Origin of the sequence: Brevundimonas diminuta (assembly GCF_050310045.1) — a bacterium.
GTDB classification, from domain to species: domain Bacteria; phylum Pseudomonadota; class Alphaproteobacteria; order Caulobacterales; family Caulobacteraceae; genus Brevundimonas; species Brevundimonas diminuta_F.
In genome coordinates this window covers 2267959-2294562 of the sequence record NZ_CP190005.1, presented here as the reverse complement: position 1 = coordinate 2294562, position 26604 = coordinate 2267959, and the positions used below count along the sequence as shown (strand labels likewise).

General features: G+C 65.3%; 20 protein-coding genes and 2 pseudogenes. 14 read left to right on the top strand and 8 right to left on the bottom strand.

Annotated features, from left to right (window positions below; all coding sequences use genetic code 11):
* Positions 1-95: 95 nt before the first annotated feature.
* Positions 96-1016, bottom strand: coding sequence for a hypothetical protein (locus tag ACORJG_RS11120; protein ID WP_427789080.1), 921 nt, complete (start codon positions 1014-1016; stop codon positions 96-98).
* 178 nt (positions 1017-1194) lie between these two features.
* Here ACORJG_RS11120 and ACORJG_RS11115 point away from each other — a divergent pair, with 178 nt between their 5' ends.
* The 4 genes from ACORJG_RS11115 to ACORJG_RS11100 all read left to right on the top strand — a co-directional run bounded on the left by ACORJG_RS11115 (position 1195) and on the right by ACORJG_RS11100 (position 5633).
* A complete protein-coding gene (locus tag ACORJG_RS11115) occupies positions 1195-2595 on the top strand; it encodes an aspartate ammonia-lyase (protein ID WP_427789079.1) in 1401 nt (466 codons plus the stop codon).
* Positions 2596-2647: 52 nt separating this feature from the next.
* The gene (locus ACORJG_RS11110) at positions 2648-3223 is read left to right on the top strand and encodes an RNA polymerase sigma factor (protein WP_427789078.1); all 576 of its coding nucleotides are present in this window, start codon (positions 2648-2650) and stop codon (positions 3221-3223) included.
* Positions 3220-4212 carry a FecR family protein gene (locus ACORJG_RS11105; protein ID WP_427789077.1) on the top strand — a complete coding sequence of 331 codons (993 nt, stop codon included), beginning with the start codon at positions 3220-3222 and terminating at the stop codon, positions 4210-4212. The genes ACORJG_RS11110 and ACORJG_RS11105 overlap by 4 nt, the downstream gene beginning before the upstream one ends.
* A 74-nt stretch (positions 4213-4286) precedes the next feature.
* Positions 4287-5633 carry a dicarboxylate/amino acid:cation symporter gene (locus ACORJG_RS11100; RefSeq protein ID WP_427789076.1) on the top strand — a complete coding sequence of 449 codons (1347 nt, stop codon included), beginning with the start codon at positions 4287-4289 and terminating at the stop codon, positions 5631-5633.
* Positions 5634-6211: 578 nt separating this feature from the next.
* On the opposite strand, the gene chrA is transcribed toward ACORJG_RS11100, so the two are convergent.
* From chrA to ACORJG_RS11070, 6 genes and pseudogenes are all read right to left on the bottom strand, one after another.
* Positions 6212-7531: a chromate efflux transporter gene (gene chrA, locus ACORJG_RS11095; protein WP_427793026.1), complete on the bottom strand. Its 1320-nt coding sequence runs from the start codon at positions 7529-7531 to the stop codon at positions 6212-6214.
* Positions 7532-8224 (bottom strand): annotated as a pseudogene (gene arsH / locus ACORJG_RS11090) (arsenical resistance protein ArsH); the annotation flags it as partial.
* Positions 8221-8661, bottom strand: a complete 441-nt coding sequence (arsN2, locus tag ACORJG_RS11085) for an arsenic resistance N-acetyltransferase ArsN2 (RefSeq protein WP_427789075.1) — start codon at positions 8659-8661, stop codon at positions 8221-8223. The pseudogene arsH and the gene arsN2, both read right to left, overlap by 4 nt.
* On the bottom strand, positions 8661-9746 hold the full coding sequence (gene arsB, locus ACORJG_RS11080; RefSeq protein ID WP_427789074.1) for an ACR3 family arsenite efflux transporter: 1086 nt from the start codon (positions 9744-9746) through the stop codon (positions 8661-8663). Before arsB ends, arsN2 begins: the two co-directional genes overlap by 1 nt.
* Positions 9746-10168 (bottom strand): arsenate reductase (glutaredoxin), encoded by a 423-nt coding sequence (arsC, locus tag ACORJG_RS11075; RefSeq protein WP_003163807.1) that lies wholly within the window; start codon positions 10166-10168, stop codon positions 9746-9748. Before arsC ends, arsB begins: the two co-directional genes overlap by 1 nt.
* A 7-nt stretch (positions 10169-10175) precedes the next feature.
* Positions 10176-10511 carry an ArsR/SmtB family transcription factor gene (locus tag ACORJG_RS11070; protein ID WP_003163806.1) on the bottom strand — a complete coding sequence of 112 codons (336 nt, stop codon included), beginning with the start codon at positions 10509-10511 and terminating at the stop codon, positions 10176-10178.
* Positions 10512-10833: 322 nt separating this feature from the next.
* Here ACORJG_RS11070 and ACORJG_RS11065 point away from each other — a divergent pair, with 322 nt between their 5' ends.
* The 5 genes and pseudogenes from ACORJG_RS11065 to ACORJG_RS11045 form a co-directional block, all read left to right on the top strand.
* Positions 10834-11334 (top strand): RNA polymerase sigma factor, encoded by a 501-nt coding sequence (locus ACORJG_RS11065; RefSeq protein WP_427789073.1) that lies wholly within the window; start codon positions 10834-10836, stop codon positions 11332-11334.
* Complete coding sequence (locus tag ACORJG_RS11060) at positions 11331-12320, top strand: FecR family protein (protein WP_427789072.1); 990 nt, start codon at positions 11331-11333, stop codon at positions 12318-12320. The genes ACORJG_RS11065 and ACORJG_RS11060 overlap by 4 nt, the downstream gene beginning before the upstream one ends.
* Before the next feature lie 130 nt (positions 12321-12450).
* On the top strand, positions 12451-15147 hold the full coding sequence (locus ACORJG_RS11055; protein WP_427789071.1) for a TonB-dependent siderophore receptor: 2697 nt from the start codon (positions 12451-12453) through the stop codon (positions 15145-15147).
* A gap of 98 nt (positions 15148-15245) precedes the next feature.
* Positions 15246-16922, top strand: a complete 1677-nt coding sequence (locus tag ACORJG_RS11050; RefSeq protein ID WP_427789070.1) for an alkaline phosphatase D family protein — start codon at positions 15246-15248, stop codon at positions 16920-16922.
* A gap of 246 nt (positions 16923-17168) precedes the next feature.
* Positions 17169-17525, top strand: a pseudogene (locus tag ACORJG_RS11045) (transposase); the annotation flags it as partial.
* A gap of 4 nt (positions 17526-17529) precedes the next feature.
* Here the strand turns inward: ACORJG_RS11045 and ACORJG_RS11040 are convergent.
* Complete coding sequence (locus tag ACORJG_RS11040; RefSeq protein WP_427789069.1) at positions 17530-17883, bottom strand: hypothetical protein; 354 nt, start codon at positions 17881-17883, stop codon at positions 17530-17532.
* A 188-nt stretch (positions 17884-18071) separates the two neighbouring features.
* Here ACORJG_RS11040 and ACORJG_RS11035 point away from each other — a divergent pair, with 188 nt between their 5' ends.
* From ACORJG_RS11035 to ACORJG_RS11015, 5 genes are all read left to right on the top strand, one after another.
* Positions 18072-18728 carry an RNA polymerase sigma factor gene (locus ACORJG_RS11035; RefSeq protein ID WP_427789068.1) on the top strand — a complete coding sequence of 219 codons (657 nt, stop codon included), beginning with the start codon at positions 18072-18074 and terminating at the stop codon, positions 18726-18728.
* On the top strand, positions 18691-19656 hold the full coding sequence (locus ACORJG_RS11030) for a FecR family protein (protein ID WP_427789067.1): 966 nt from the start codon (positions 18691-18693) through the stop codon (positions 19654-19656). Before ACORJG_RS11035 ends, ACORJG_RS11030 begins: the two co-directional genes overlap by 38 nt.
* 114 nt (positions 19657-19770) lie before the next feature.
* Positions 19771-23331: a TonB-dependent receptor domain-containing protein gene (locus ACORJG_RS11025; RefSeq protein WP_427789066.1), complete on the top strand. Its 3561-nt coding sequence runs from the start codon at positions 19771-19773 to the stop codon at positions 23329-23331.
* 223 nt (positions 23332-23554) lie between these two features.
* The gene (locus ACORJG_RS11020; protein ID WP_427789065.1) at positions 23555-24058 is read left to right on the top strand and encodes a hypothetical protein; all 504 of its coding nucleotides are present in this window, start codon (positions 23555-23557) and stop codon (positions 24056-24058) included.
* Positions 24059-24268: 210 nt separating this feature from the next.
* Positions 24269-26368, top strand: a complete 2100-nt coding sequence (locus tag ACORJG_RS11015) for a TonB-dependent receptor (RefSeq protein ID WP_427789064.1) — start codon at positions 24269-24271, stop codon at positions 26366-26368.
* Positions 26369-26604 lie beyond the last annotated feature (236 nt).

Sequence of the window (26604 nt, the reverse complement as noted above, 5' to 3'; positions counted from 1 at the left end):
TTCTATGGCGCGCCCGCAAAGCGGAGGCGGCGGCATGAGCCGTTATGTTTTGTGGACGCACGGCCCCGGGTGATGCGAACCCGGGGTCGCGAATTTTATTTGGTCCGGCCCGAGAGGATCGGGGCGGCGAAGCCCGCCATCCCGCCGTTGTCATGGGCGATGCCGGGCGCATAGGTCACGCGCCAACCGAACCTGACGCCGCTGCGTTCCGCCTCGGCCTGACCGGCGGCATAGAAGGCCTGGCCTCGCGCCAGGCGATGCGGACCCTGAGCGTCGGCATTGCGGCCGTGCGGCAGGCTGGGATGGGCCCGATCCGTGTCGGCCGTGCCCAGCAACAGCACCAGGGGCTTCTGCAGGGCCGCCTCAAGCCCTGCTTCGTCCGCTGGGGCGCCTTCCAGCCCGAAGGGATAGGCCTGGGTCAGGTCGGGAAAGGCATAAGAGCCCGCGTTGGCGGAGATCGCCACGCGATAGCGGGCCTCGGGGGTCAGCAGGACGAAACGGTGCACGAACTGCGCCCCGGCCGAATGGCCATAGAGGCCGTAGCCGTCAACCTGACTGCCTGAGCGTCGCTTCAGATCGTCGAACAGCGGTTCGATCGCTGAGAAGGCCCACAGTGGGCGAGGGCGCAGCGCGCCCTGTTTGTCGCGGAAATAGCCGTGGTTGTAGGCGTTGGCGCCGGGGAAGCGTTCAGCGTCGAACTCCGGCACGGCCAGGATGAAGCCATGCTGTTCGGCCAGGTCGCGCCATTCGTCGCGATAGCGATCTGCGTCGCGGCCGCGCCCGTGCATGACGATCACGATCGGCGTGGCGGGGCCGACGTTTTCCGGCGTATGGGTCCAGATGCGCAGCGCCGGTCCCGCCCAGCCGTCGAACACGAACCGCCCGTCGCCGGGCGCCAGACGCTCTGAAGCCACATGTGTTTCACCTGCCTGAGCCTCGCCAGCCTGTGCTGCGCTCGCAGGCGTCATGGCCAGCGTCGCAATCCCGAGCGCCGCCGCCGCCACCCAGGTCGTCATCCCCTCAAGCTTCATTTCCGTGTCCCATCCAAATGATCGCTCCCTCAACCGGAGCCCTGTAGGGACTCGACGCTGAAGTGCGTCAATGGCGAACCTGGCGCTGTTTGGTTCGCCTTCGTCGTCGGCGAGCGTCCCTGTCCCTACAAGCGTCACAAGGCCAGGGAGCTTCGCCGTCATCATGATCCACGCCACCGTCCGCCGCATCGACCACGATCCTCTGGGTCCGGTCGAACTGGACGCCGACTGCCTGCATGGGCCGCAAGCCGAACGAGCGCGCTCGAATTTCGATCTCAGCAGGACCCGGGTCTCGGATCTGCCGGAGCTGATCGTGGCTCTGGCCGAGGTGAAGAAGGCCGCCGCCCTGACTCACCGCGAGACCGGAGGCCTGTCGCCTGAAGTCGCCGGCGCCGTCGTTGGGGCCTGTGACGAACTGATCGGCGGGGCGCATCACGCCGCCTTCGATCTCGACGTCTGCCAGGGCGGGGCGGGGACATCCACCAATATGGCGGCCAATGAGATCATCGCCAACGTGGCGCTTCTGCGCCTGGGCCTGACGCCCGGCGCCTATGACGTCATCCATCCCAACGACCATGTGAACCGAGGCCAATCCACCAACGACGTCTACGCCACGGCGATCCGCCTGACCGCCTACCGCCAGGCTCAGGCTCTGGCGGCCGCGCTCGACCGACTTGCTGAGGCCTTCGCCGCCAAGGGGGAAGCCTTCAGCCGCGTGCCCAAGCTCGGTCGGACCCAGCTTCAGGACGCCGTGCCTATGACGCTGGGCCAGGAGTTCGCCGCCTTCGCCGCCGTTACGCGCGACGACGCGGCGCGCCTGCGCCAGATGTCGGCGGAACTGCTGACGGTCAATCTGGGAGGCACGGCGATCGGCACAGGCCTGGGAGCCGAGCCGGCCTATCGGGCGCGGGTCACGGCGCGCTTGGCGGAAGTGACCGGCCTGCCGGTTCGCGCTGCGGATGATCTGATCGCCGCCACCTCCGATACCGGCGTGTTCGTCCTCTACAGCGGCATGTTGAAGCGGGTCGCCGCCAAGATGTCGAAGATCGCCAGCGACCTGCGGCTGCTGTCCAGCGGGCCGCGTGGGGGGATGGGCGAGATCCATCTGCCCAAACGCCAGCCGGGTTCATCCATCATGCCGGGCAAGGTCAATCCGGTCATCCCCGAGGCGATCAACTGCCTGGCGTTTCGCGTGTTCGGCTGCGACGCCGCCGTAACCTTTGCGGCGGAGGCAGGGCAGCTCCAGCTCAACGCCTTCGAGCCGGTGATCATCTGGTCCTTGCACGAGTCTGCCACGCTGCTGACCCGAGGCGCCGACGCCCTGCGCCTGCACTGCGTCGACGGCATCGTCGCCGATTCTGCCCGCTGCGGCCTGAACCTGGCCCAAAGCACGGCTCTCGCGGCCGAGCTTGTTCCGCACCTCGGCTATGCTCGCGCCGCCGAGATCGCGCAGTATGCCCAGGAGTGCGGCGATCTGATCGCCTCCGTGCGTCTGCTGGCGCCCGAATGGAACGAATTTATCGCCCAGAAGGCGTCTGCTGATTTCGCATTGGCCCATCCTTAGCGTCTCTATTGAAGAGACGGCCGGTCGAGGCGCGTCGAAGACGGAGCTGGAAATGAAGCCGAACAGGAGCGAGCAAGCGCGCGCATCTGATCCCGACGTCCTAGCGGCGTCAGGCCAGATCGACGCCAAACTCCTGCGTCGCTACGAGGGGGCGTTGCGCGATTTCTTCGGGCGTCGCGTCTATTCGCGAGATGAGGTCGACGATCTGGTCCAGGAAGCTTTTGCCCGGCTGATCGAGTCCGGCGGACGACGCGACGTGGAGTATCCGGCCGCCTACCTCTTCCGCATCGCCAGCAATCTGATCCATGACCGGGGGCGGCGCCGCGCCCGCAGCCCGGTTCAGGCCGAGCTTGACGTCGAGGACGCCGCCCTGGCGGTCGCACCCGAACAGGAAAACCGACGACGGCTCGAGGACCTGCAGATGACGCTGAACGCCGTGCTGGATCAGTTGCCGGCCAAATGCCGCGACGTCTTCGTCATGCGGCGGTTCAAGAACATGACCACGCCCGAGATCGCCGGAGCGCTCGGCATCAGTCATCGGATGGTTCAAAAGCATATGTCACGCGCGCTTCTCGCCCTGCATGAAGCGGTGAGCGAACAGGGGCGCGGCCGGGAGGGCTCGCTATGAGGCGCCGCATCGACTCCCGCCCGGGCGCGGCCGAGGCCATGGTCGACCGCATCGTCGCGGCGGACTTCGGCGCAGGCTCGCCTGAAGACCGCCAGGCGCTGCAGCGCCTTCGCCGCGAAGGGCCGGACCAGGCCGCTTTGCATGACGAGGTCATGGATCTGTGGGACGACCTCGGCCAGTTGGAGCCGCCCCGCCTGTCGTCCAGACAGTCGGTGCGCGCGCCGAGAAACTGGCGGTTGATCGCTGCGTCCATTCTGCTGCCGCTGTTCGGAGCGATGGCGTTGTTCATGACCCATGGCGTCTTCGGCGACCGCGGCGCGACCGTGTTGAGCACAGGGGCGGATGAGCGCCGCATCGTGACCCTGGCGGACGGGTCGACCGTCAGCCTGAGCCCCCACACCGTGGTGCGCGCCGCCTTGGGACGTGATCAACGCCTGCTGGAACTGGAGCAGGGCGAGGCCCTGTTCGATGTCGCCCATGACACCCGGCGGCCGTTCCTCGTCGATGTGGGCAGCGGCCAGGTGCGCGCCATCGGCACGCGCTTCAACATCCGCAAGGGTGAGGACGTGGTGGTCACTGTGGTCGAGGGCGTCGTCCGCGTGACGGCCGGCGATCAGGACGGCGACGCCAAGCTGCAGCTGTCCCAGGTCGCCAGCGCCGGCCATCAGGTGCACCTCGGCAAGCGTCGGAACGCGGGCGCTGCCGAAGCGGGCGGCGCCTACCTTTCACCTGCGCGAAAGGTCGATGCTGAACGCTACGCCAGCTGGGTCAACGGCATGTTGCAGTTCGAGGGCGAACCGCTGTCGCAGGTGATCGACGAGCTGAACCGCTATTCGTCGCACAAGATCCGCCTGCCGGATTCATCCATGGCCGACATTCCCATCTACGGCATGTTGCACATCGGCGACGCCGAAGGCCTGCAGGCCCTGGTGCAAGATCTGGAGCGCGGTGACCGGCGACGACCTAGACCGGCGTCGTCAGCTCCCTAGGGTTCCACGACGCGTCGCCTGATCGCGCACCTTTCCCAGATCGTCCGTCTCATCGAACCGCGCGCGGCTGAGCCTTGCCGCTCGCCGACCCATCGTGCCTGGAGTTTCTCGTCATGCCCCGCAATCTTACCTTCGCCATCCTGATCGGGATGCTGCTCGGTGTCACCGCCGGCTTCTTCTGCCATCAGGCCTTGGGCGACGCCGGCGAGGCGGAGCGGGTCGCCGGCTACTTCTCGATCGTGTCCGACATCTTCCTGAAGATGATCAAGATGATCATCGCCCCGCTCGTGTTTGCGACTCTCGTGGCGGGGGTGGCCCGCATGGGCGACGGGCGCGCCATCGGACGTATCGGCGCCAAGACACTCGGCTGGTTCATGGGCGCCAGCCTGGCCTCGCTTGCTCTCGGCATGGCGCTGGTCAATCTGTTGCAGCCCGGCCGGGGCCTGGACCTGCCGCTGCCGACCGAAGACGCAGGCGCCGTGACCGCCAAGACGCCGGATCTCGCCGCCTTCCTGGTGGACATCGTGCCGGCCTCCATCGTTGAGGCGATGGCCACCAATTCCATCCTGCAGATTGTCGTCTTCGCCCTGTTCTTCGGCGTCGGTCTCGCTGCGATCGGCGACGCCGGCAGGCCGTTGGTTCGCGCGGTTGATGCCGTCGCCGAGGTCATGCTGAAAGTCACTGGCTACGTCATGCTGACCGCCCCGTTGGCCGTCTTCGCCGCCATCGCGGCGGTGATCACGACCGAAGGTCTCGGCGTGCTGCTCGTGTTCGGCAAATTTATCGGCCAGTTCTATTTCGGGCTGGGCCTTTTGTGGGCGGTGCTGATCCTAGCCGGCTTTCTGGTCCTCGGGCGGGCAATCATGCCGCTCATGCGCGCCATTCGCGGTCCGCTGATGCTAGCCTTCTCCACGGCGTCTTCCGAAGCCGCTTATCCCCGGACGCTGGAACACCTGGTCGAGACGGGGGTCCCGCGCCGCATCGCAGGGTTCGTCCTGCCGCTGGGCTACAGCTTCAACCTGGATGGCTCGATGATGTATGCGACCTTCGCCATCCTGTTTATCGCCCAAGCCTACGGCATCGACCTGTCCTTAGGAGAGCAGATCGCCATGCTGCTGGTGCTTATGGTGACGAGCAAGGGCGTGGCCGGGGTGCCGCGCGCGTCCCTGGTCGTCGTGGCCGCGACTTTGGTCCAGTTCGGCCTGCCCGAAGCGGGCCTCCTGCTTGTCCTGGGCATCGACCAGTTCCTCGACATGGGCCGCAGCGCCACCAACGTGGTTGGAAATGCCGTAGCCGCCGGCGTCGTCGCCAAATGGGAGCAAGCCCACACTGACGTGGCCGAACAGTCATCGCCCCTCGATGCCAACGGCGAGGCGACGCTGGCGCCGGAGGCTGCTGTCGCTGCGACCGCGCACTTATAGGCTGGTGAGCCTTCTCATGTCCGTCCTACTTTCCGTAGGCGCGACAAGCGACTCGGCCGATCTCTGGGCGCAACCTGGCCGAGTCGCTCTCTGATCATAGACGGCGCCTAATCTTGACGCCCAGCGCGCGCCTCGCGGAAGAGGATAATCATTACGGTGGGCGGATCGAAGCTGGTGGTGGGCGACGCGGTCGCCTGAGAGAGGGGGCGAGCAGCAGATGCAGCAACCAGTCGCGCCCGCCGCCCGCGTCGACGCTGGATGGAGGCGCCGCAGATACAATTTCCTCAGCCAACCGGGCGTCCGCTTCCTGGCGATCACGCAATGCCCGCTGCTGGCGCGTCGCCGACATCAGCGCGAATAGGCGAGGACACCTGACCATAAGCCGACGAAGCCCCTCCGGTGGGGCAAGAATGACGAACCCTCTTGGGAGGACTCATCAATGCGACCGCCCGACGGGAAGATGGCTCTTGTCATGATGCCCCATCGGCATCCATGCCGCTACGAGCACTCGGAGTGCAAGGTCTGCCTTGTTCACCATGCAGGAGTCCTGGATACATCGCGACGGGCGCGGGCTCGGCTCAGATCAGTGCGAAGGCGACCCCGCTTGCGGCGGTCAGGGCAACGACTATCCATGGTGTGCACTTCCACACCGTCAACAGAACGAAGCCGGCAAGCGCCACGAGGAAGTCGATCGGACTCAGGATCGCGCTGGTTCCTACTGGGGTATAGAGGGCGAAAGCGAGAATGCCGACGACCGCCGCGTTCGCACCGCGCATCGCCGCCTGGGCCGCCGGTCGGGCGCGCAGCAGGCTCCAGAACGGCAGCACGCCTGTCACCAGCAGCAATCCCGGCGCGAAGATCGCCACGAGACAAAGGGCGGCCCCAGCGAGTCCATTCGGAGAAGGCTCCATCACGGCGCCCAGATAGGCGGCGAAGGTGAAAAGCGGCCCCGGGACGGCTTGGGCTGCGCCATAGCCCGCAAGAAAGCCATTGGAATCGATCCAGCCGGGCTGCACCACGCCTTCTTCGAGCAGGGGCAGAACGACGTGACCGCCTCCGAAAACGAAGGCGCCGGCTCGATAGAAGACGTCCAGCAAGGCGACGCCGTGGAACCCTGTCGCCATGGAGGCGAGCGGTAGGCCCGCCAGAAGCAGAAGGAACAGGACCAGGGCCCCTGCGCCGGCGCGCCGTGAAATCGGGAAGCTTGCAGTCGCCCCTGGCGCGGCGGTCGTCGTGCGGCAAAGGCGCAGCCCCGCCAGACCGCCGAGGACGATAGCGACGATCTGGCCTGTCGCTCCGCCGAGCAACATCAGGATTACAACAGCGGCTAGGCCGATGACTGCTCTTTGCCAATCAGGGGTCAGGGTGCGGGCCATCCCCCAGACCGCCTGAGCGACCACAGCCACGGCCACCAGCTTCAGTCCATGAAGCAGGCCCATTCCAACTGGCCCGTGGAGCGAGGCTGCGCCCATGGCGAACAAGACCAGAAGCGCGGCGGACGGCAGCGTGAAGGCGCACCATGCCGCAACGCCACCCAATGGGCCGGCGCGCCACAAGCCCAAGGCGTAGCCCACTTGGCTGGAGGCCGGCCCTGGCAGGAATTGGCACATGGCGACCAGGTCGGCGTATCCGGCTTCATCGATCCAACGGCGTCGAGCGACCAACTCGTTCCGGAAATAGCCGAGGTGCGCGACGGGGCCGCCGAACGACGTGAGGCCGAGTTTGAGGAAGACCGCGAAGACCTCTGCCGGCGAGCCGGTCAGGGGCGCGCTCAGGCGTCTGTGGGCTGCTTTGGATTCGCCGCTGATTTCCGTGGCCATTCTCCAGCAATCCAGTCTGATGCTACGCAGACCTGATCGCGATCGCTGACAGGTGTCATTGGCCGCATCGATCGGCACGCCCGACGCCTTTCGCTCGGAATAGCGATCCACCAACTGACCTGCGTGCCACCGCGTCAAGACGGTGAAGCGCACCAGTTCCTCCATCACATCGACGATGCGATCGTAGTAGCTGGACGGCTTCATGCGGCCGTCGTCGTCGAACTCCAGGAAGGCCTTGGCGACGCTGGACTGGTTGGGGATGGTGATCATCCGCATCCAGCGGCCGAGCAGGCGCAGGGTGTTGACCGCGTTGAAACTCTGCGAGCCGCCGGAGACCTGCATGACGGCAAGGGTGCGGCCCTGAGTCGGGCGCATACCGCCCATGCTCAGCGGCAGGTGATCGATCTGAAGCTTCATGATCCCCGAAATCTGGCCGTGGCGTTCGGGGCTGCTCCAGACCATGCCCTCCGACCACAGGGCATGCTCGCGCAGTTCGTGGACGGCGGGATGATCGTCGTAGTCGACCTGATCGGTCAGCGGCAGGTCGGACGGATCGAAGATGCGCGTTTCGCAGCCCATGAAGCGCAGCAGGCGAGCGGCCTCCTCGACGCATAGCCGGGAATAGGAGCGGTCGCGCAGTGAGCCGTAGAGCAGCAGGATGCGGGGCGGATGATCGTGCGGGCCGAGGCCGAGCGCGGGGCGGCTGGACAGATAAGCTGGGTCGAGCGCGGGCAGGTGGTCGGGATCAGGCAGGTCGCGAAGGCGGGTCATCGGGCGCGCAGTTCCTTGAACATGAAGGCCGCCGAGGCCGGGCACAGGCCGCTGAACTGCCGGGAGGCGGCGACTGAGGGCGGCGCGGCTGACCGAAGGGCGACCGAATAGCCGTGTCGCTGGAAGAAGGCGGCGGCCGAGGTCGTGAGCAGATAGAGACCGTCGGCCCCTTGTCCGGCGGCTTCGGCTTCGAGCCAGCACAGGATCGCCCCGCCGTGACCGCCGCCGCGACGGCTGTCAGGGACGACCATGGAGCGGATCAGGGCGTCGGAACCGATCTGCTCCAGCCCGCCGTAGCCGATCAGGCCGGCGTCGTCCTCGAAGCGGTAGAAGCGCCGACCGGGCTCATGGAGATCATCCGTCGGCAGGCCGGCGGCCTCCAGCGCGGCGATGAGGTCGGGAGTGGGCTCGGGCAACTCCACGACGTTGAAGGCCATCAGCAAGCGTCCTTCTTCGGGGCGGTCGCGGGGAAATAGCGGCGGCCCAGCCACAGGGCCACTGAGACCAGCAAGATCAGCACCGGCACCTCGACCAGCGGGCCGATGACGGCGGCGAAGGCGACCGGCGAGGCCAGCCCGAAGGCTGCGATGGCGACGGCAATCGCCAATTCAAAGTTGTTGGAGGCGGCGGTGAAAGCCAGGGCCGTGGTGCGCGGATAGTCCGCCTCGATCAGCCGTCCCATCAGGAAGCTGACCACGAACATGACGAAGAAGTAGATCGTCAACGGAATGGCGATGCGCAGGGCGTCCAGCGGCAGGGCGACCACCTCGCCGCCTTTGAGGCTGAACATGGCGACGATGGTGAACAGCAGGGCGATCAGGGTGATCGGCGCGATGCGCGGCAGGAAACGCGTCTCGTACCAGTCGTTCCCCTTCCTCGCGACCAGCGCGCGCCGGGTCAGGAATCCGCCCAGGAAGGGTAGGCCCAGATAGACCAGGACGGCGCCGGCGATGGTCCAGACGCTCACTTCGACCACGCTGCCCTCCAGCCCGAACAGGGGCGGCAGTACGGTCAGGAACAGCCAGGCGTAGAGGCTGAAGAAGGCGATCTGGAAGATCGAGTTGAAGGCGACCAGGCCCGCCACATATTGGTTGTCGCCGCGCGCCAACTGGTTCCAGACCAGCACCATGGCGATGCAGCGGGCTAGTCCGATCAGGATGACGCCGGTCATGTGTTCCGGCTGGTCGCGCAGGAAGATCACCGCCAGCGCGAACATCAGCACCGGCCCCAACACCCAGTTCTGGAACAGGGACAGAAGCAGCACGCGCTTGTCGGCGAAGACGCGGGGAAGTTCCTCGTACGTCACCCGCGCTAGCGGCGGATACATCATCAGGATCAGGCCGATGGCTATGGGGATGTTGGTCGTCCCGACCGACAGGCCGTCGATCCAGGCGGGAAGCCCGGGCGCGACTGTGCCCAGCAGCACGCCCAGCGCCATTGCGGCGAAAATCCACAATGTCAGCCAGCGATCGAGGAAGGACAGGTGGCGCCTTGGTTGTTCAGCAATCACGGCATTGACCATCAGCGGACCCTCCGGCCCCCGGCGTCGATGACGACTTCGCCGTCCTCCTTGGTGAAGGGCTTGAGTCCTTCTGAAGGCAGAAGGTCGAGGACCGCTTCGGACGGGCGACATAGCTTCACGCCTAGCGGCGCGACCACGATCGGACGGTTCAGCAGAATCGGGTGTGCTTCGATGGCGTCCAGAATCTGGTCATCGGTCAAATCAGGGTCTCCGAGGACCAGTTCGGTGAAGGGGGTGCCCTTCTCGCGCAGAAGGCCGCGCAGGGGGACGCCCATCCGTTCGACCAGCGCCTGGATCATGGCGCGGTTGGGCGGCGTCTTCAGATACTCGATGACTTGCGGCTCGATCCCGACGTGTCGGATCAGGGCCAGGGCGTTGCGCGACGTGCCGCAGGCAGGGTTGTGATAGATGACGACGTCCATGGTGTCCTCATGCGCGGCAGAGCGAGAGTTCGGCCAGTAGCGGCTCGCACAGTTCGGCGCGGCCCTGGCAGCAGTCCTTCAGCAGGAACAGGACCAGCGCCTGGAGGCGATCCAGGTCCGCCCGGTAGATGATCGACCGGCTGTGGCGCTCCGAATTGACCAGGCCGGCGCGGGACAGAACCCCGAGGTGCGCCGACATGGTGTTGGCGGGCACCGCCAGGGCATCCGCGATCTCGCCGGCGGGTAGGCCTTCGGGTTCGTGCCGCACCAGCAGACGGAAGGCCTCAAGGCGTGTCGGTTGGGCTAGGGCGGCAAGAGCGAGGATGGCGGCTTCGGATTCCATGATTCCAAAATAATGGAATTAATGGTGTCGTCAACCAAGCCGGGAACGCTAAGCAAGGATGGAATGTCAGCTGTCCGTCGAGAAGCCAATGACTGCTCCTGGCGCTCAGCGGCAGTGTCGAATAGCCGAGCCCGCGGGCGATAACCTACCGGTGGGTCGGGGCGCACCAGACTGAGATACGGCGAAAGGGGAGCTTTGCAAAACTGGTGCGATGATGTGGGCGATCTGTCGCAAATCCCGGGCAAGTTAGCAGTGGGGATGAAATTGCGGCAAGTCTATGGGAACCCAAGGCGGGGCAAGCGGCGGGCGTGACGGTCGCTCATTGAACTATCTGCTGGCTCGTTACGGGGTGGAGATCCGCACCGCACTGGTCCGGCGCTATGCTTCTCAGCAGGATGGAGTGGACGACGCCCTTCAGCAGGCTTTCCTGCGGTTCAGCACGCTGGAAAACCGGGAGGGCGTGGCGGATCCCAGGGCCTTTCTGTTCGTCATGGCGCGCAACGCCTTGAAGGACGCCATCCGCCGCGCCGACAGCCAGAAGAGGCGCTGGAAGGCGATGGCCGATACTGCGCCGCCGCCGCATGAACTCAGTCCCGAGGAGGTCCTGTTGAGGCGCGAGGAACAGGAGGCGCTGGATCGCGGCATCCAGGCGCTGGATCCCGATGCCCGGGACCTTTTGCGGATGAGCCGGATTGAGGGGCTGACTTATGCGGAGATATCGCGGTTGACGGGACGTTCGCCGGCGGACATCAGTCGCACGATCGCGCGGACCCTGATCGAATTGCGTTGCGCTGTTCGGACACGAGGGACGGAGGCGGCATGACGGTGCGACATGATGCGCCGCCCATCGAACAGGCTCTGGAATGGTTGGCGCGGCGTTGCGGCGGCCCCGTCAGCGCGACGGATCGGCGGGCGTTTGAGGCGTGGCGGGCGGCCTCGCCGGATCATGCTGCGGCCTATGCCGAAGCCGAGGCCCTATGGGCGCGGCTCGATTGGTCAGAAGCGTTGAACCAGCAGAGTTTGGGCGACGCGCAAACCGTCTCGGTCGTCCCCGCGCGCGCGCCGGCGCGTCTCTGGACGGCGCCGTCGCGCCGGGGGCTGATGGCCATGGCGGCGGGGGTAGGGGCGTTGGCGATGACGCCTCTGGCGCTGCAACTGGCCAGTGGCGAGCGACGCCGGTTTGCGACCGAGGTGGGTGAAATCCGTCATCTGTCGCTGGAGGACGGCTCGCGCGTGTCGCTGGGCGGTCGCTCGGTTCTGGCGACCCGTGTCGACGAGGGGGTAAGGCATATGCGGCTGGATGCAGGCGAAGCCTTCTTTGATGTCGCGCGCGACGAGACACGGGTCTTCACTGTCGTTGGAGCAGGGCTGAAGGCCGAGGCGCTGGGCACGGCGTTCGAGGTCCGTCTGGGCGAACTGGGACCGGAGGTTTTCGTCGAAGAGGGACGGGTGCGGGTGACCGCCATAGCCGCTGGCGAGCAGACCGTCATCGGGGTGGGAGAGCGCGCGGCCCTGCGCGGCGGGGTGCTGAAACGGGCGGCGATCAATCCGGCGGGCGTCGCGCCGTGGCGGCGTCAGCGCTTCAGCTTCATTGATCAGCCGCTGTCGGAAGTGGTGGCTGAGGTGAACCGCTATTATCGGCCCGGCGTGACGATCGTCTCGCCTCAGTTGGGTGCGCGCAAGGTGACGGCGGCCTTCACTATTGAGCAGATTCCGCAAGCGCTGGAGAGCCTGGCGCAGGAACTGAACGGCCATCTGGTGCGACGCCGCAACGCCGACGGCGAAATCCAAATGATGCTGAAAAGCTGAGTTATCTTGAAGCTTTAATGAAATCGGGGTGCGGGCTGGAAGGGCGGGCGTCGGCTTGCGTCTAGGCGGTGTTGAAGCTGTTGGGGGCCGTGTCGGCTGCAGGCTTCACGCAACGTCTAGGGGATAGAGTTTGACCGTTCATCGTTCGAGGCTGAAGGCCGTCGCCACGTCTTCCGCCGCCGTTTTCGTGCTTGCCGCCGCCGCCATGCCCGCCATGGCTCAGGCCCCATCCCGTCCGGCCGCCGCCGCCCAGGTTCACACCATCCGCATCGAGGCCCAGTCTCTGGACCGGGCGGTGGTCGCACTGGCTGAACAGACGGGGACGGTGATCGTCGCAGCGGGCGTGACGCTGGATAATCGTCGTTCGAGCGTGCTGACCGGCTCGATGACGGCGGCGGAGGCGCTGGCGCGCCTGCTGGAAGGCGCCAATCTGACGTTCCGGCGCGACCCGAACGGCGCCTTCGTCATTGTTTCCGCCGCCGAGGCGCGGGCCGAAACGACCCAGATCGGCGACGTGGTCGTCACCGCTCGTTTCGATCCGCTGAGCCGTCTTCAGAAGGGCGCGACCGACAGCTTCACCGGTCTGGACCGTTCGCTGCTGGAGACGCCGCGTTCGGCGTCGCGCGTCAGCTCGGACACCATCGCCCGCTATGGGATGGAGAACGTCGACGATCTGGTCGCCGCTGTGCCGGGCGCCTATACGGCCAGCTTTTTCGGCGTGCCGGGCAATCTGAACGTGCGCGGCACCCTGGCCGACACCTATTTTCAGGGCTTCAAGCGGATCGAGAACCGGGGCAGCTTTTCGTCCAACCTGGGCGCCGCCGCCTATGTTGAGGTGCTGCGTGGACCGTCCTCGCCCATCTATGGCCCCGGCAAGGTCGGCGGCCTGCTGAACTTCGTGCCCAAGTCGGCGCGTGGCGTCGATGCGCGCTATGCCGATGAGATGAGCGGCGGCGTCAATGTCACCGTCGGTTCCTATGGGCGACGCAATGCGGCGGCCGACATCGTCGTGCCGGTGGGCGAGGGCGGCTTCGCCTTCTATGTCGAGCGCGAGGACTCCGATTCCTATTACCGCAATGTCCATCCTGAGCACTTGAACCTTCAGGCCACCTATGTCGGCGACTTCGGCGACGGCTGGTCGGGCGAAGTCAATCTGATGCACTTCAAGGAGTCGGGTCGCATCCAGTCGCCGGGCTGGAACCGGGTGACGCAGAACCTGATCGACAACGGCGTCTACATCACCGGGCGCGATACCGATCTGGTCGATCTGGATGGCTCGGGCATGATCGAATACGGCGAGATCGACGCCGCCTTCGGCGCCTGGGGCGGCACGTCCAACATCCGCCAGATCCTGGAATACGGCGGCAAGAACAATCCGAAGTTCGCCCTTGATGAAGGCGTCGGCACGACCCGCTTAAGCCGCCGCAACGTCATGGCGGATGACGCCGACTATAACGACAGCCGCACCTTCACCGCCTATGCTGGCCTGCAGAAGGAGATGGCGAACGGTTCGGTGCTGGCCTTCAAGGCCTTCATGGATGACATTGAGAATCAGCGTTTCAACAGCTTCGGTTTCGCTGCCGACTATGACGCCCGCGCCCTCGAGGGCCGTGTAACCTACAGCTTCCCTTCGCGCTTCGGCCAGCACGTCAGCGCCGACACCGTCATCGGCGCCGGTTATCGCGACCATACGGCCAAGCAGTATGAAAGCTTCCTGTCCGGCTATATCGCCCTGAACCGTCGCGACCTGTCGCACGGCTCGACGGCGGGCGATCGCATCGCCGCGCCCCTGATGAAGAACGGGGAGCAGATGTGGGACTCGCGGCATGAGATGGAGTGGAACAGCCGCTCGGTCTTCGCCATGAGCGACATCACTATCTTCGACCGTTTCAGCATCCTGGCCGGGCTGCGCTGGGACGATTACGACGTGAAGGCGATCAACAAGGGCGAGACGGTCTTCGGCCTGAAGGATACCTGGGTCGAGAACAGCAAGGACGCCGTCACCTGGTCGCTGTCGGCCCGCTATGAGACGCCGTGGGGCCTGACCCCCTATGTCACCGTGGCCGAGCCGCGCTCGCTGGAATCGAGCCAGACCGGCGGCGTGTCGGTCGGCACGGTGACCAGCAATCTGTTCATCTCGCCGTCGGAACTGAAGGAAGTCGGCGTCAAGTTCTCGCTGTTCGACGGCGCTCTGTTCGGCGGCGCAGCCTATTATGAGCAGTTCCGCCGCCAGACCGACATCATGGGCAATGTCAGCGGCACCACCTCGGACGGTTTCGAGCTGGAGGCCCACTGGCTGGCCAGCGACAAACTCAGCTTCACCACCGCCCTGACGCTGCAGGAAACGCGCGTGGATGCGCCGGGCAAGGGCAAGGGCGAGTATCTGGAACTGCGGCCCGAACAACTGGGCTTTGATCCGGTCCTGTCCTACGGCGGCACCTTCGCGGTGAACAATGCGGGCAGTTTCCCGGAACTGGCGGACGGCTATGTCGTGCGCACCATGCCCGACACCGTGTTCAGCCTGTTCGGCGCCTATACGACCGAGCCATTCAACCTGATGGGCGCCGAGGCCAGCGCGGGCTTCACCGCCGGGGCCACCTATGTCTCGGAAACGGGCGGCATTCTGGAAAGCAGCCTGCGTCTGCCGGGCTATACGCTGGCCAAGGCGGCGGCCTATGTGAAGGTGCGCAACGTCACCGTCTCGGCCAACATCGATAACCTGTTCGACGAGGAATACTTCACCCCCTCGGCCGAGGTTTACAAGGAAGTCGCCGTTATGCCCGGCCTGCCGCGCATGTTCCGGGTGAACCTGGCCTATCGTTTCTAAGGTCCGATGATCTGTCCGGCGGCCGGGATGAACGGCCGCCGGAAGGCTTTATTCCGCGCCGCCTGCACGGCGCCTCTCGAACGAAAAGAGTATGTTCGATGACGCAGAACCTACGTCTGTCGCGCCGCGGCGCCCTGGCCCTGATGAGCGGGGGCGCGGCGCTGGCCGGTCCCGCCGCCGCGCGCGCGCCGCTTGATCCGGCCGTCTTCACCCATGGTATTGCGGCGGGCGATCCGACGCAGGGCGGCTTTGTCATCTGGACCCGGGCGACGGGGCAGGGCGGCGTGGTCAATCTGCGTTGGGAAGTCGCTGAGGACGAAGGTTTCACCCGCATCGTCCAGTCCGGCACGGTTCAGGCTGCGGCTGAGCGCGACCACACGGCCAAGGTCGATGTGACGGGTCTGCGCGCCGGGCGTGAATATTTCTATCGCTTCCGCAGCGCCGATGCGGTCTCAGCCATCGGTCGGGCGCGCACCCTGCCGGGCAGCGGGGTCGAACAGGCGCGGCTGGCGGTGGTGTCCTGTTCCCACTACGGCTTCGGCTATTTCAACGCCTATCGCGCCATCGCCGATCTGGAAGAGCCGGTGGACGCGGTCGTTCACCTGGGCGACTACATCTATGAATACGGCGTCGACGGCTATGGCGGCGAAGAAAGCCGCGCACTGGGCCGCGAACACGATCCGGCGCATGAGATCGTCACCCTGGACGACTATCGCCGTCGCTTCGCCCAGTATCGCACCGACCCTGACCTTCAGGCCGCCCACGCCCGCGCCGCCTTCATCACCGTCTGGGATGATCACGAGACGGCGAACAACAGCTGGATGGGCGGCGCGCCTGACCACGATGAGGATACTGAAGGCCCGTGGGATCGTCGTCGTGATGCAGCGATCCAGGCCTATTTCGAATGGCTGCCCATGCGTGATCCGGCGCCGGGGCGCCCGGCCCACGTCCTGAACCGCGTCTATGACTTCGGTGATCTGCTGTCGCTGATCGCGGTCGAGACGCGCCTGACCGGCCGCACTCAGGCGCCCAGCGCCTCACGCGAGATGATCTTCGATGCTGAGGGCCGCCCCGATGAGGCCCGTTTCGAGGCCGAGGTGCTGAACCGCCCTGAACGCTCCATGATGGGGGCGGCGCAGGAAGCCTGGCTGGAAGACGCCCTGACCGTCTCGGTCCAGCGCGGAACGACGTGGCAGATGCTGGCCAATCAGGTCGTCGTGGCCCGGATGCGGGCTCCGGACTTCATGTCGGTCATGCCCGAGGACCTGCTGAAAGAGGCGATGTCGCGGCCCGGCTCGCGCCGCTGGCTGGAAAGCACGCGTCTGGGTCTGCCCATCAATCTCGATGCCTGGGACGGCTATCCGGCGGCGCGCCTGCGCCTGTATGACGCCGCCCGCCGCAGCAGGTCCAATCTGGCCGTCCTCAGCGGCGACACCCACATGTTCTGGGGCAACCGCCTGCACGATCCGCGCGACGAAAGCTTCGTCGGCGTGGAGTTCGGAACCGGCAGCGTCACCTCGCCCGGCGGATATGAAACCATCAGCCCAGACCCCCGTATCTATGAGGTCGCAGAGAAAGCCCTGGTGGCGAAAAACCCTGATGTTCGCTTCGCCCATGTTCGCGACCACGGCTTCCTGGTCGTCGGGATCACCCGTGAGGCCCTGACCTGCGACTACCACCTCGTGGCGGACATCAAGGCGCGCGATAGCCGGGTACGCCGTTTCGCTCGCATCACGACCGACCGCGCGGGCGGTTTCCAGGTGACGGAGGGCTGAGATGCGCATGCGGATTTTGGGCGTCGCCGTGTTTGGTCGCGCGACGCGAGCTATGAAGGGGCAGGCGCTGGGTCCAGGCGGCCGTCGACGCGGAGATCGTCATGTCCTCGGCGCCCGAAGTCTTCAGTGAGGCGCTCGGGGCTCCTTTTGATCCCAGCCGGACGGCGACGCTGGCGCTGCTGCTGGGCCGGCATGATCCAGGCCTCGGCCAAGGCGCGCTATGCCCGGCCGCGTCCCTTCGTGTCCGGACGACCGATCAGCCTGTTCATGACTGCGGGCCAGGTCCGCGACCATATCGGCGTCGCGGCCTTGCTGGACAGTTTACCCGAGCCCATGGCTGCAGGCAGATCAAGGCCACGACGCCGACTGGTTCCGCGGTGCTTTGCAGCCAAGGGCATCACGCCCTGTATCCCCGGGCGAAAATCCCGCACCGAACCCATCCGCCACGACAAGCGCCGATATAAACGACGCAACCGCATATAGATCATGTTCGGTCGCCTGAAGGACTGGCGGCGGGTCGCCACTGGCTACGATCGATGCCCGACCGCCTTCCTCTCAGCCATAGCCCCCGGCCTCGCCGCAACCGTCCTGTTCTGGCTATGAGCCCTCAGGTTTCGGGCGTTCCGAGAGTCCGCAGGCCCGCCTCCACCGCATCGAGGCGTTCATCCGTAATCAGGCCACCAGAAAGCGGCATGAGCGTCTTCAGGCTCATTCCCTTGAACTGTTCATAGCTTTCTTGCGTCGTCAGGCCCGGCAGTTCGCGATCCAAGACGGCGCGGGCGCCCTGATCGGTGGCCAGCGTTTGAATCGGCGTGTCGAGTGTGAAGGCGTTCGAGGTCTCGGCTGACAGATCAGGCTCGGCCGTCGTCTGCGATTTGGCGGTGGGTGCGGGCGCTTCCTGGGCCAAGGCCGCGCCGGCGCAGAGCAAGATGGCAAGGGTGGAACAAATGATGCGGACCATGGGACTCTCCGTTGTGGCTGCACCTGATAAGAGCCATGAACGCCGCTCATCCCCCACACCCACCGGGCCGATTAAACGTTCGAGCCCGATGACTGGCCCGGAAGCGCTGTGTCGCACCAGCATCATCTAACCATCATCATTGGCCGCTAGTCAGCACGCATCAGACTTGTCGGACGGTTGGGCAACGGGTGTCGTCATCGACTTCATCAGAGGTGACGGCGACGCCTTCGCGGCGCCTGACCGAAAAGGTCAGCCTTGAGCGTGCGCGCTGGTTCGACCAGCATATCCTCCCGCATGAGGACGGCCTTCGCGCCTGGTGCCGACGGCGCCGCCTCGGGCCGGAAGACATCGACGACATCATCCAGGAGGCCTACACGATCCTGGCCTCGCGCGACCGGCTGGACGACCTGGCGCATCCCAGCGCCTATCTCTATCGCATCGTCCATTCCCTCGTAATCCGGGATGCGCGCCGCGCTCGCATCGTGCCGTTTGAGCCGATCGACAAGATGGAGCGCCTGGACGCGGCCCGCGACCCTTTCTCGCCTGAACGGATCGCCATCGGCCGGGAGGATATGAGGCGGATGGCCGCCGCCATTCAGACCATGCCGGCCCGGGTCCGCGACGCCTTCGTCATGCGTCGGGTCGAGGGTTATTCCCAACGAGAGATCGCCAAGCGGATGGCCATCACCGAAAGCACGGTCGAAAAGCACATCGCCAAGGGGCTGGCGTTGCTGATCCAGCGCTTGGGGCATAGTGGAAATATTTCGTCCGAATCTCTTATAAGACAAGAAGCTGGAAAAGACCCCGTTGGCGCAACACCGCGAGACTCCTCGGACAGTCGATGAAGCGGCCGCCGCCTGGGCCGCGCGGATGGATCGCGGTCCGCTTTCGGAACAGGATGCTGAAACGCTCGAAGCTTGGCTGGAAGAGGATCCCCGCCGCCTCGGCGCCCTGATGCGCGCGCGCGCGATCTACTCGCGCACGGAATCGGCCTGGTCGCTAGAGCCGATCTTCAATCCTTCCGCCTTCAAACGCCCGCGCGGCCCGACCCGCCGGCGCGTGCTGGGGTGGGGTGCGGGCGGGGCCGTGGCGGCCTCTGTCGGCGCCGCCTTGGTTGGCTACAGCCTCACCGCGACACGGTCCTACGCCACGGAGCGAGGCGAGGTGCGCCAGGTGCCGCTGGCCGATGGCGCCAATCTGACGCTGAACACCCTCTCAGAAGTGCAGATTCGCGCGCGTTCCGATGATCGGGACATCCGGGTCATCACGGGGGAGGTGCTGCTGGCCCTGGCCGACGGGTCTGGGGAGACCTGCACCCTGCGGATAGGCGACTGGCGGCTCGACACCAGCGGCGGCTCCATCTTCGTCAGCCGCATCCCCGATCGGCCCACCGAAGTCACGGTTCATCGCGGGCGGGTCGTTATCACGGGACCGGATGCGACGCGCGTCCGTCTTGACCAGGGACGCCGGCTCGTCCTGGCCGGCGGTCCCGGCCTGGCGCAACGTGTCGAGACCCTCGCCCCTGACCAGCTGGAGCGCGAACTGGCCTGGCGCGATGGCCAGCTGGCCTTCCATGACGACACCCTGGCCTCGGCGGCGGCCGCGTTCGCGCGTTACAGCCGCCAGCCGATCGTCATCCGAGATCCTGCCTTGGAAACCGAGAGCGTCAGCGGCCTGTTCGCCGCCAACGATCCGGCCGGCTTCGCCCAGGCCATCGGCCTGGCCTTCGACGTCGCCGTGCGGGTGGAGCCGGATCGCATCCTGATCGGCTGATCCCCCTTGCCGGACCGTGTGAATTTTTGACGACGGGATTGGGGAGAAACCCCCTCCGACTCTCTTTGACCAGTGTAGGCGGTTCGTTGGGAGCCGCCGGGCAACGGGGGTTTCATGTCCAAGACGATGACGAGCCGACTTCTCGCCGGGGCGGCGGCAATGGCTGTTCTGGCGGCGGCCGGCGAAGGCTTGGCGCAGCAGCGCAGCTTCAATGTTCCTGCCCAGCCGGCGGTCGACGCGATTCCGGCTTTTGCGCGCCAGGCGGGCGTTCAGATCGTCGTCCCGTCTTCCCAACTGCGGGGGGTTCGCACGCCAGCGCTCTCGGGCGCCCAGGACACGCGCCAGGCGCTTCGTCGTCTGATCGCGGGTACGGGACTGGAGGTCGCGTCCGACAACGGCTCGACGATCGTATTGCGCAGAGCGAGCACCCCCTCCGCGGCTGCGCGCCCTGCCTCGTCGTCTCAAGACGCGCCAGTGAGGCGGCGCAGTCGCTCTGCACCGCCGGTCGCGGAGCCGACGCCCGAAGCCACGACGGTCCAGGACATCATCGTCACCGCCCGCCGGATGCAGGAGCGGATAATCGACGTGCCGGTGGCCGTCTCCGCCTTCTCGGCCGAGCAGTTGGACGAGCGCAAGATCGAGGGCGGTTCGGAACTGTTGCGCGTGGTGCCGAACGTCAACTTCTCCAAGGACAACTTCACCGGCTACAACTTCTCGATCCGGGGCATCGGGGCGAAGGTTCTGGGCACTACGGCCGATCCCGGCGTGGCGATCAGCTTCAACAACACGCCGCTGTTGCGCAACCGCCTGTTCGAGCAGGAATACTTCGACGTCCAGCGGCTGGAGGTCCTGCGCGGACCGCAAGGCACGCTCTATGGCCGCAACGCCACGGCCGGCGTGGTCAATCTGCTGCCCAACCTGCCCGAGTTGGGCGTGTTCGAGGGCGACATTCAGGCTGAAGCGGGCAATCACGGCACCCGGCGCATTCGCGGCTACGCCAATATTCCGATCGGCGACACCTTTGCTGTCCGTTTCGCCGGGGCGGCGACCCAGCGCGACGGCTTCGATTACAACACAGTGACCGAACAGGAAGTGAACGGCCGCGACCTGTGGTCCACGCGCGTCGGCGTGCTGTGGGAGCCGACCGACAATTTCCGCGCCAACTTCATGTGGGAGCGGTTCCGCGAAGACGACGACCGCGCCCGCACGGGCAAGATGCTGTGCACGCGCGGCGAGACTCCCGAGACCTTGGAGTGGACTGCGCCGGACGGCACGGCCATGTCGACGCCGGTGTCCTCCTACTGGACCTCGACCACCCTGACACCCAGTTGCACCCCGTCCTCGCTCTACGACGATGCGGCCTATGGCGTGCCCGACGGCCGCGGCTTCCCGATCACGGCGTCCCTGACCAACTTCACCGGGGTCTTCGTCAATCCGCGCTGGGCCGGCGGCGGGCGTCCCCCTTCGGGTTACAACGACTCGGGGCCCAATGGTTGGGACGGCACCTATCTGTTCCCGCTCTATCTCGATCCCTTCGCTGTCGAAGGCGATCGCCAGTCCTCCGACCTGCGCACCATCTCCACGGGCTATGATCCGCAGTTCAGGGCCGAGAATGATATCTTTCAACTGAACCTGGAATGGGACCTGACCCCGGGCCTGACCCTGCATTCCCAGACCTTGTACATGGAAGACTCCTATTCCGGCTTCCAGGACTTCTTCCGCACCTACGCCACCGGCCAGATGTACGCCCATGAAACGCCTGGCCTTCAGCATGGCCTGCCGCGGACTGTCGCCCCGGAATGGGCGCCCTGGATCGGTCCTTCCGTCGCCAACGGCAAGCCGGTCTACGGGGTCATGGACGGCCCCCTCCAGAACCGGCCGATCTGCGGGATGCTGGAGAATTGCGGCATTCCGACCGGCGGCGTCTGGCTTGATCCGCAATTGGGCGCGACCGATCGCTTTATGGCGCTGGATCTCAGCCAGGCTGAAAGCACCCAGTGGTCGCAGGAGCTGCGCCTGCAATCCAATTGGGACGGGCCGTTCAACTTCAACCTGGGCGCCAATTGGTTGAAGTATAAGACCGAAGAAAACTACTGGGTCATATCCAATGTTTTCAGCATGATGGCGGTTCAGAACAACAAGCCTTACTTCACCAGCGGATGGGTCGATCAGTACTGCAATATCACGTCTGTCGGCCAGGCCGCTGCCGATGCGGGAACGTTTGATCCCAACGCCTGCGTCTATATCGACGCCACGCCCTTGGCGGGGCTCATTAACGGTGAAGGGGGTGACGGCCACAACTATGTCCGCAACACCAGCATCAGCCAGACCGAATCCTGGGCGGTGTTCGGTGAAGGCTATTGGACTGTTCGCGACGACCTGCGCCTGACGTTGGGCCTGCGCTACACCGACGACACCAAAACCATCACCCCGGTGCCGGGCCAACTTCTGGCGGCGACGCCCGACATCCGCCACCCGACCAACACCGGCCTGGTCGGTCGGGGCTATCCTCGCTACCCCGACGAGAAGATGAGTTGGGGCGAATGGACAGGCCGGGCGGCTATCGACTGGAAGCCGGACCTGTCGTTCACCGACGACACCCTGATCTATGCCTCCTACTCCAGAGGCTACAAGGGCGGCGGCGGTAATCCGCGCGACCGGGATTACAATCCCAATCTGGTCGAGAATCCGGAACTGCCTTCGCGCTATGATCCTGAGTTCGTCAATGCCTTCGAGATAGGGACGAAGAACAGCCTGGCCGGAGGCCGGTTGATGTTCAACGCGACAGCTTTTTACTACGACTATAAAGGCTATCAGGTCGCCCAGTTGATGGAGCGGGCGATCCATAACGAGAATTTCGACGCCGAGATCTGGGGCGCCGAGTTTGAGACCGCCTGGGCGCCGACGCGCAACTTCCGTCTCGACGCCACCCTCGGTCTGCTGAAGACCCGCATTGGGGACGGCATGGAATCCATCGACGTCATGAACCGCACCCAAGGCCATGAGGACTGGGTCGTGATGAAACCCTGGCCGGGCAGTCCCTCCACCTGTATTGTCCCCAAGGACATTGTCGGCCGAGTTTCTTATTTGAATGATGGGCTTGCGCCGGGTGCGGCGCTAATTCCCAGTGGCTCTCCGCAGATGAGAACCCTTTGTCCGTCCATGTATCTCGGCGGCTCATGGGTGCCCGACAGTGGAGCGGGTTTTCCTTATGCTGATCTGTGGTTCGACCAATGGCAGGCCGCATATCCCATTGATTGGAATCCATTGACCGACGCTCCCAATGGCGGGCGCGGCTTCTCGGCTGACCTGTCGGGCAATGAACTACCCAACGCCCCGCACGTGACGTTCAACATCGGCGCCCAGTATCGGATCGAACTTCCGCAGGGGTGGGACCTGATGCTGCGAGGCGACTACTACCGCCAGTCGGACAGTTGGATGCGGGTCTATAACTACGCCCCTTATGATCGACTGAAGGGCTGGGGCAACGCCAACCTGTCCTTCACCCTCACCAATCCGACCTCAGACCTTGTTGTCCAGGCTTATGTGAAGAACGTGTTTGACGACACGCCGCTCACCGACGGCTTCACCGGCCCTGACGAGATGGGCAACGCCACCAACGTCTTCGTCCTTGACCCTCGCATCATCGGAGTTTCCGTTAGGAAAAGTTTCTAAGTAATAGCAAAAACAAAAGCGCTGCGTTTAGAAATAGACGCAGCGCTTTTGTGTGCAAATTTTCATATTTTAAAATATTTTTTCAATTCATAAACTGGAATCCACACTGTCTTACTTGAACGATACGGTTCTGTCGTCACCCCAACAAGCGGTGACGCCTGATTAGTAGAGTGCATCCCTATCCCTCTCTAAAAGGACTTGAACCATGACTTCGATTCAGAAAATGGCTGCCGCCATCGCTTCGCTCGCCCTCGTCGCCGGCGCTTCGGCGGCTTCGGCCCAGAGCCTCGGCTTCAACCAGGCCGGTCAGGCCGTGACCGCCAGCGGCCAGCTCATCCAGAATGTCGCGTTTCCGGGTGTCATCCAGACGACCTGTAACGTCGACATCTACGGCACTGTGGCTGCCGACGGCAAAAGCATCGTCTTCGACGCTTACGACGGCGTTCAGGCCCCCGGCGACGGCGGCAATCTGGCATGCAGCGACTCGCTGGATTTCCCGATCGTGGTGACGGCCTCTGCCGCTAACCAGATCAACCTGGATCAGTTCGTGGTCGGCACCCGCGCCGGTCCGTGCCAAGAAAACAACTACAAGCTGGCCTATTCAGGCAACACGGCCACCTTCAGCGGCCAGCCGTTCGGCGTGAATAACGCCTGCAACGCCAGCGGAAGCTTGGCCCTGACTCGTGACTCCAACGGCGCTGCGGTCAACATCGTCACCCTGCCGTAAGACTCTGCTCCCTACGGAAGCAAGGCGCGAATTCCTCATTGCGCCTTGCTTCTTTCTTCTTCCGGGCATGCCAGAAGGTTTCTTCCTCTGGCATGCGAAGCACGTCCCCCCCTTTGCCTCGGCTTGCTTCTTTTTCTTGGCGCGAGCCGTCACGCCGACGCGATGAAATCCGGCTAGGACGCACAAGCGCCGCTTACAGGGGCACAAGCCGTGGTTGCTCTGGCTCTCATCCTCGCTCTATCGGCCCTCGCGGGCCAGGAGCCGGCGGCGGGCGATCCGGTCCAACTGGAGGAGGTCGTGGTCACCGCCCGGCGCGGGGCGGCCCTGGTCGATCCCGAGGTCGAACTCGACGGGTTTCAGATCGACGCCCTCGGCGGCTATGACATCGGCGAGACCGTCAGCCGCCTTGCCGAAGACCATGCTCTGGGCGAAGCGCCGATGATCATCGTCAATGGCCGACGCGTAGCCGACTCCGGCGTCTTTCTCGGCTTTCCGCCGGATGCGCTGGAGCGGGTGGAGGTTCTGCCGCCGAGGGCCGGGGCGCTCTATGGGGCGCCCGATCCGTCGCGTCGGGTCGTGAACATCGTCCTGCAACGCCGCTTCAACAGCCGCGATGGACAGGCCAGGGTTCGGCGTCCTACCGCCGGGGGACGGGCCGAGGCGCAAGGCGATCTGCGCCAGTCCTCCATCGTCGACGCCCGGACCCGTGGGATCAGCCTGAGGCTGTCGCGCGACACCGCCCTGCGCGCCGGCGAGCGGGACCAGAAACGGACCGACGGGCCCGTCGCCGATGCCGTCACCTTGCGCCCCGCCTCCGAGGAGGTCGCCGCAACCCTGGGCCTGACCGGCGGGATCGGCGACTGGTCGGCCAGTCTGAACACAAACGCTCAGATGCAAGAGACGCACTCCGTCTCGATGCGGGACGACGAGCCGGTCGAGAGCCGGCGCCGGAGCCGGGGACTGACCGCGACGGGCGGGCTGAACGGCGATGCGGCGGGGTGGGCGGTGCAGATGGCCTTGAGCGGGCGGATGTCGCAGACCGAGCAGTCGGGGCTGAGAGACGCGGAGTCTGACACCGCTTCGGTCAACGCCAGCCTGTCGGGAAGCCGCAGCCTGTTCAATCTGCCTGCCGGGCCCCTGACCACCAGTTTGTCGGCGCAGGCATCGCGGTCGCGTTCCACGTCCGAAAGCGCCCAGGCCCGCACGCGCTTCAACGCCCGGACGAACGACCTGGGCGGCAATCTGGCGATTCCCTTGGCGCGGGGCGGAGCGGTGGGCGACCTGGCCCTGTCGCTCGGGGCCAGTTTCAGCGAGAGCGACGGCGGCCGAGGGGAGAACCTCAACGCGGCCATGTCCTGGAGCCCTGCGCCAAAAATGAGGCTCAACGCCAGTTGGGCAACCTCGACCCAGAGCCTGGCGGAACAGCAACGCTTCGATCCAGAATACTATGGCGAGCCGGTCGTGGTGTTCGACTTCCTGACAGGGGAGGCCGTGGAAGTGCTTCCCATCTTGGGGGGCAATCCCGACCTGCGCCAGCCGCATTCGGACAGGATCGCCGTCATGGCCTCGGCGGGACCGTTCACCGCCTGGGGGATACAGGGCGGCGTCAATTGGCAGAGAATGGAGGCCGTCGACGGGATCGGCTCCTTGCCTGTCCCTACGCCCGAGGTCGAGGCGGCCTTTCCCGATCGCTTCCGGCGCGAGGTCGACGGTCGGCTCGTCAGCATCGACCAGAGGCCGATCAATTTCGACTCGGCACTGAGCGAGACGCTGACCACCAACCTGGGCGCGGCCGTTCCGTTAGGGCGCTTCGGCGGCGAGAGGTTGGGGGTGGTGCGGGTGACGGTCAATCACACCTGGCGGCTCACGGATTCCACGACCATGCATGAAGGCCTGCCCCGAATGGATCGGCTCGCTGGAGACGGAGGCGGGATTGGCCGCCACCAGTTCGGTCTGTCCCTCGACGGCCGGAGGGAACGGTGGGGCGTGAACGCCGGCATCCACTGGCGGGGCGGCTATCGCATCCGGCGCGAAAGCGGGAGCGATGGCCCCGATGACCTTGAAATGTCGCCATTCACCTCGGTCGATCTTCGCTTCAATGTTCAACTCCAGAAGGATCGTCCGGCGCGGGACGCGGAGAGCCGGGCCAGGCGCGGCACCGGTCTTCAACTGGAATTGGCGATCGCCAATCTGTTCGACGCCCGCCCCAGCGCTCGTCTGGGCGACGGTCGCCCGGCGCCAGGCTATGGCCGCGATGATCAGGACCCTGTGGGACGCACCGTTCTCATCATTCTGAAACGCCGGTTGTAGTGGAACTGCGCCTCTTCCAACGCCATCATGAGTTCACTCGCCTGTACGCGCGATCGAGCGCGACGGTGCTTTCCGTCGGGGTGCGGTGCGCCGGAAAGGGGAACGGCCTGTAATGTCCGTCAGTGTGTTCGTTGGAGAGGCTCTCGCCTGTCTCCGAGAGGGGCTGATCGCGGCTAAACGATAAGCGCATGGTCACTTTGCTTCTGTGACCCGGTTCGCCTGAGGAGGCCGTCCTG

Bases quoted from the DNA above. Each gene is read 5' to 3' on its own strand.
- ACORJG_RS11120 (WP_427789080.1), bottom strand. From the start codon at position 1,016: ATGACGACCTGGGTGGCGGCGGCGGCGCTCGGGATTGCGACGCTGGCC.
- ACORJG_RS11115 (WP_427789079.1), top strand. From the start codon at position 1,195: ATGATCCACGCCACCGTCCGCCGCATCGACCACGATCCTCTGGGTCCG.
- ACORJG_RS11110 (WP_427789078.1), top strand. From the start codon at position 2,648: ATGAAGCCGAACAGGAGCGAGCAAGCGCGCGCATCTGATCCCGACGTC.
- ACORJG_RS11105 (WP_427789077.1), top strand. From the start codon at position 3,220: ATGAGGCGCCGCATCGACTCCCGCCCGGGCGCGGCCGAGGCCATGGTC.
- arsN2 (WP_427789075.1), bottom strand. From the start codon at position 8,661: ATGGCCTTCAACGTCGTGGAGTTGCCCGAGCCCACTCCCGACCTCATC.
- arsB (WP_427789074.1), bottom strand. From the start codon at position 9,746: ATGGTCAATGCCGTGATTGCTGAACAACCAAGGCGCCACCTGTCCTTC.
- arsC (WP_003163807.1), bottom strand. From the start codon at position 10,168: ATGGACGTCGTCATCTATCACAACCCTGCCTGCGGCACGTCGCGCAAC.
- ACORJG_RS11070 (WP_003163806.1), bottom strand. From the start codon at position 10,511: ATGGAATCCGAAGCCGCCATCCTCGCTCTTGCCGCCCTAGCCCAACCG.
- ACORJG_RS11060 (WP_427789072.1), top strand. From the start codon at position 11,331: ATGACGGTGCGACATGATGCGCCGCCCATCGAACAGGCTCTGGAATGG.
- ACORJG_RS11050 (WP_427789070.1), top strand. From the start codon at position 15,246: ATGACGCAGAACCTACGTCTGTCGCGCCGCGGCGCCCTGGCCCTGATG.
- ACORJG_RS11040 (WP_427789069.1), bottom strand. From the start codon at position 17,883: ATGGTCCGCATCATTTGTTCCACCCTTGCCATCTTGCTCTGCGCCGGC.
- ACORJG_RS11025 (WP_427789066.1), top strand. From the start codon at position 19,771: ATGTCCAAGACGATGACGAGCCGACTTCTCGCCGGGGCGGCGGCAATG.
- ACORJG_RS11020 (WP_427789065.1), top strand. From the start codon at position 23,555: ATGGCTGCCGCCATCGCTTCGCTCGCCCTCGTCGCCGGCGCTTCGGCG.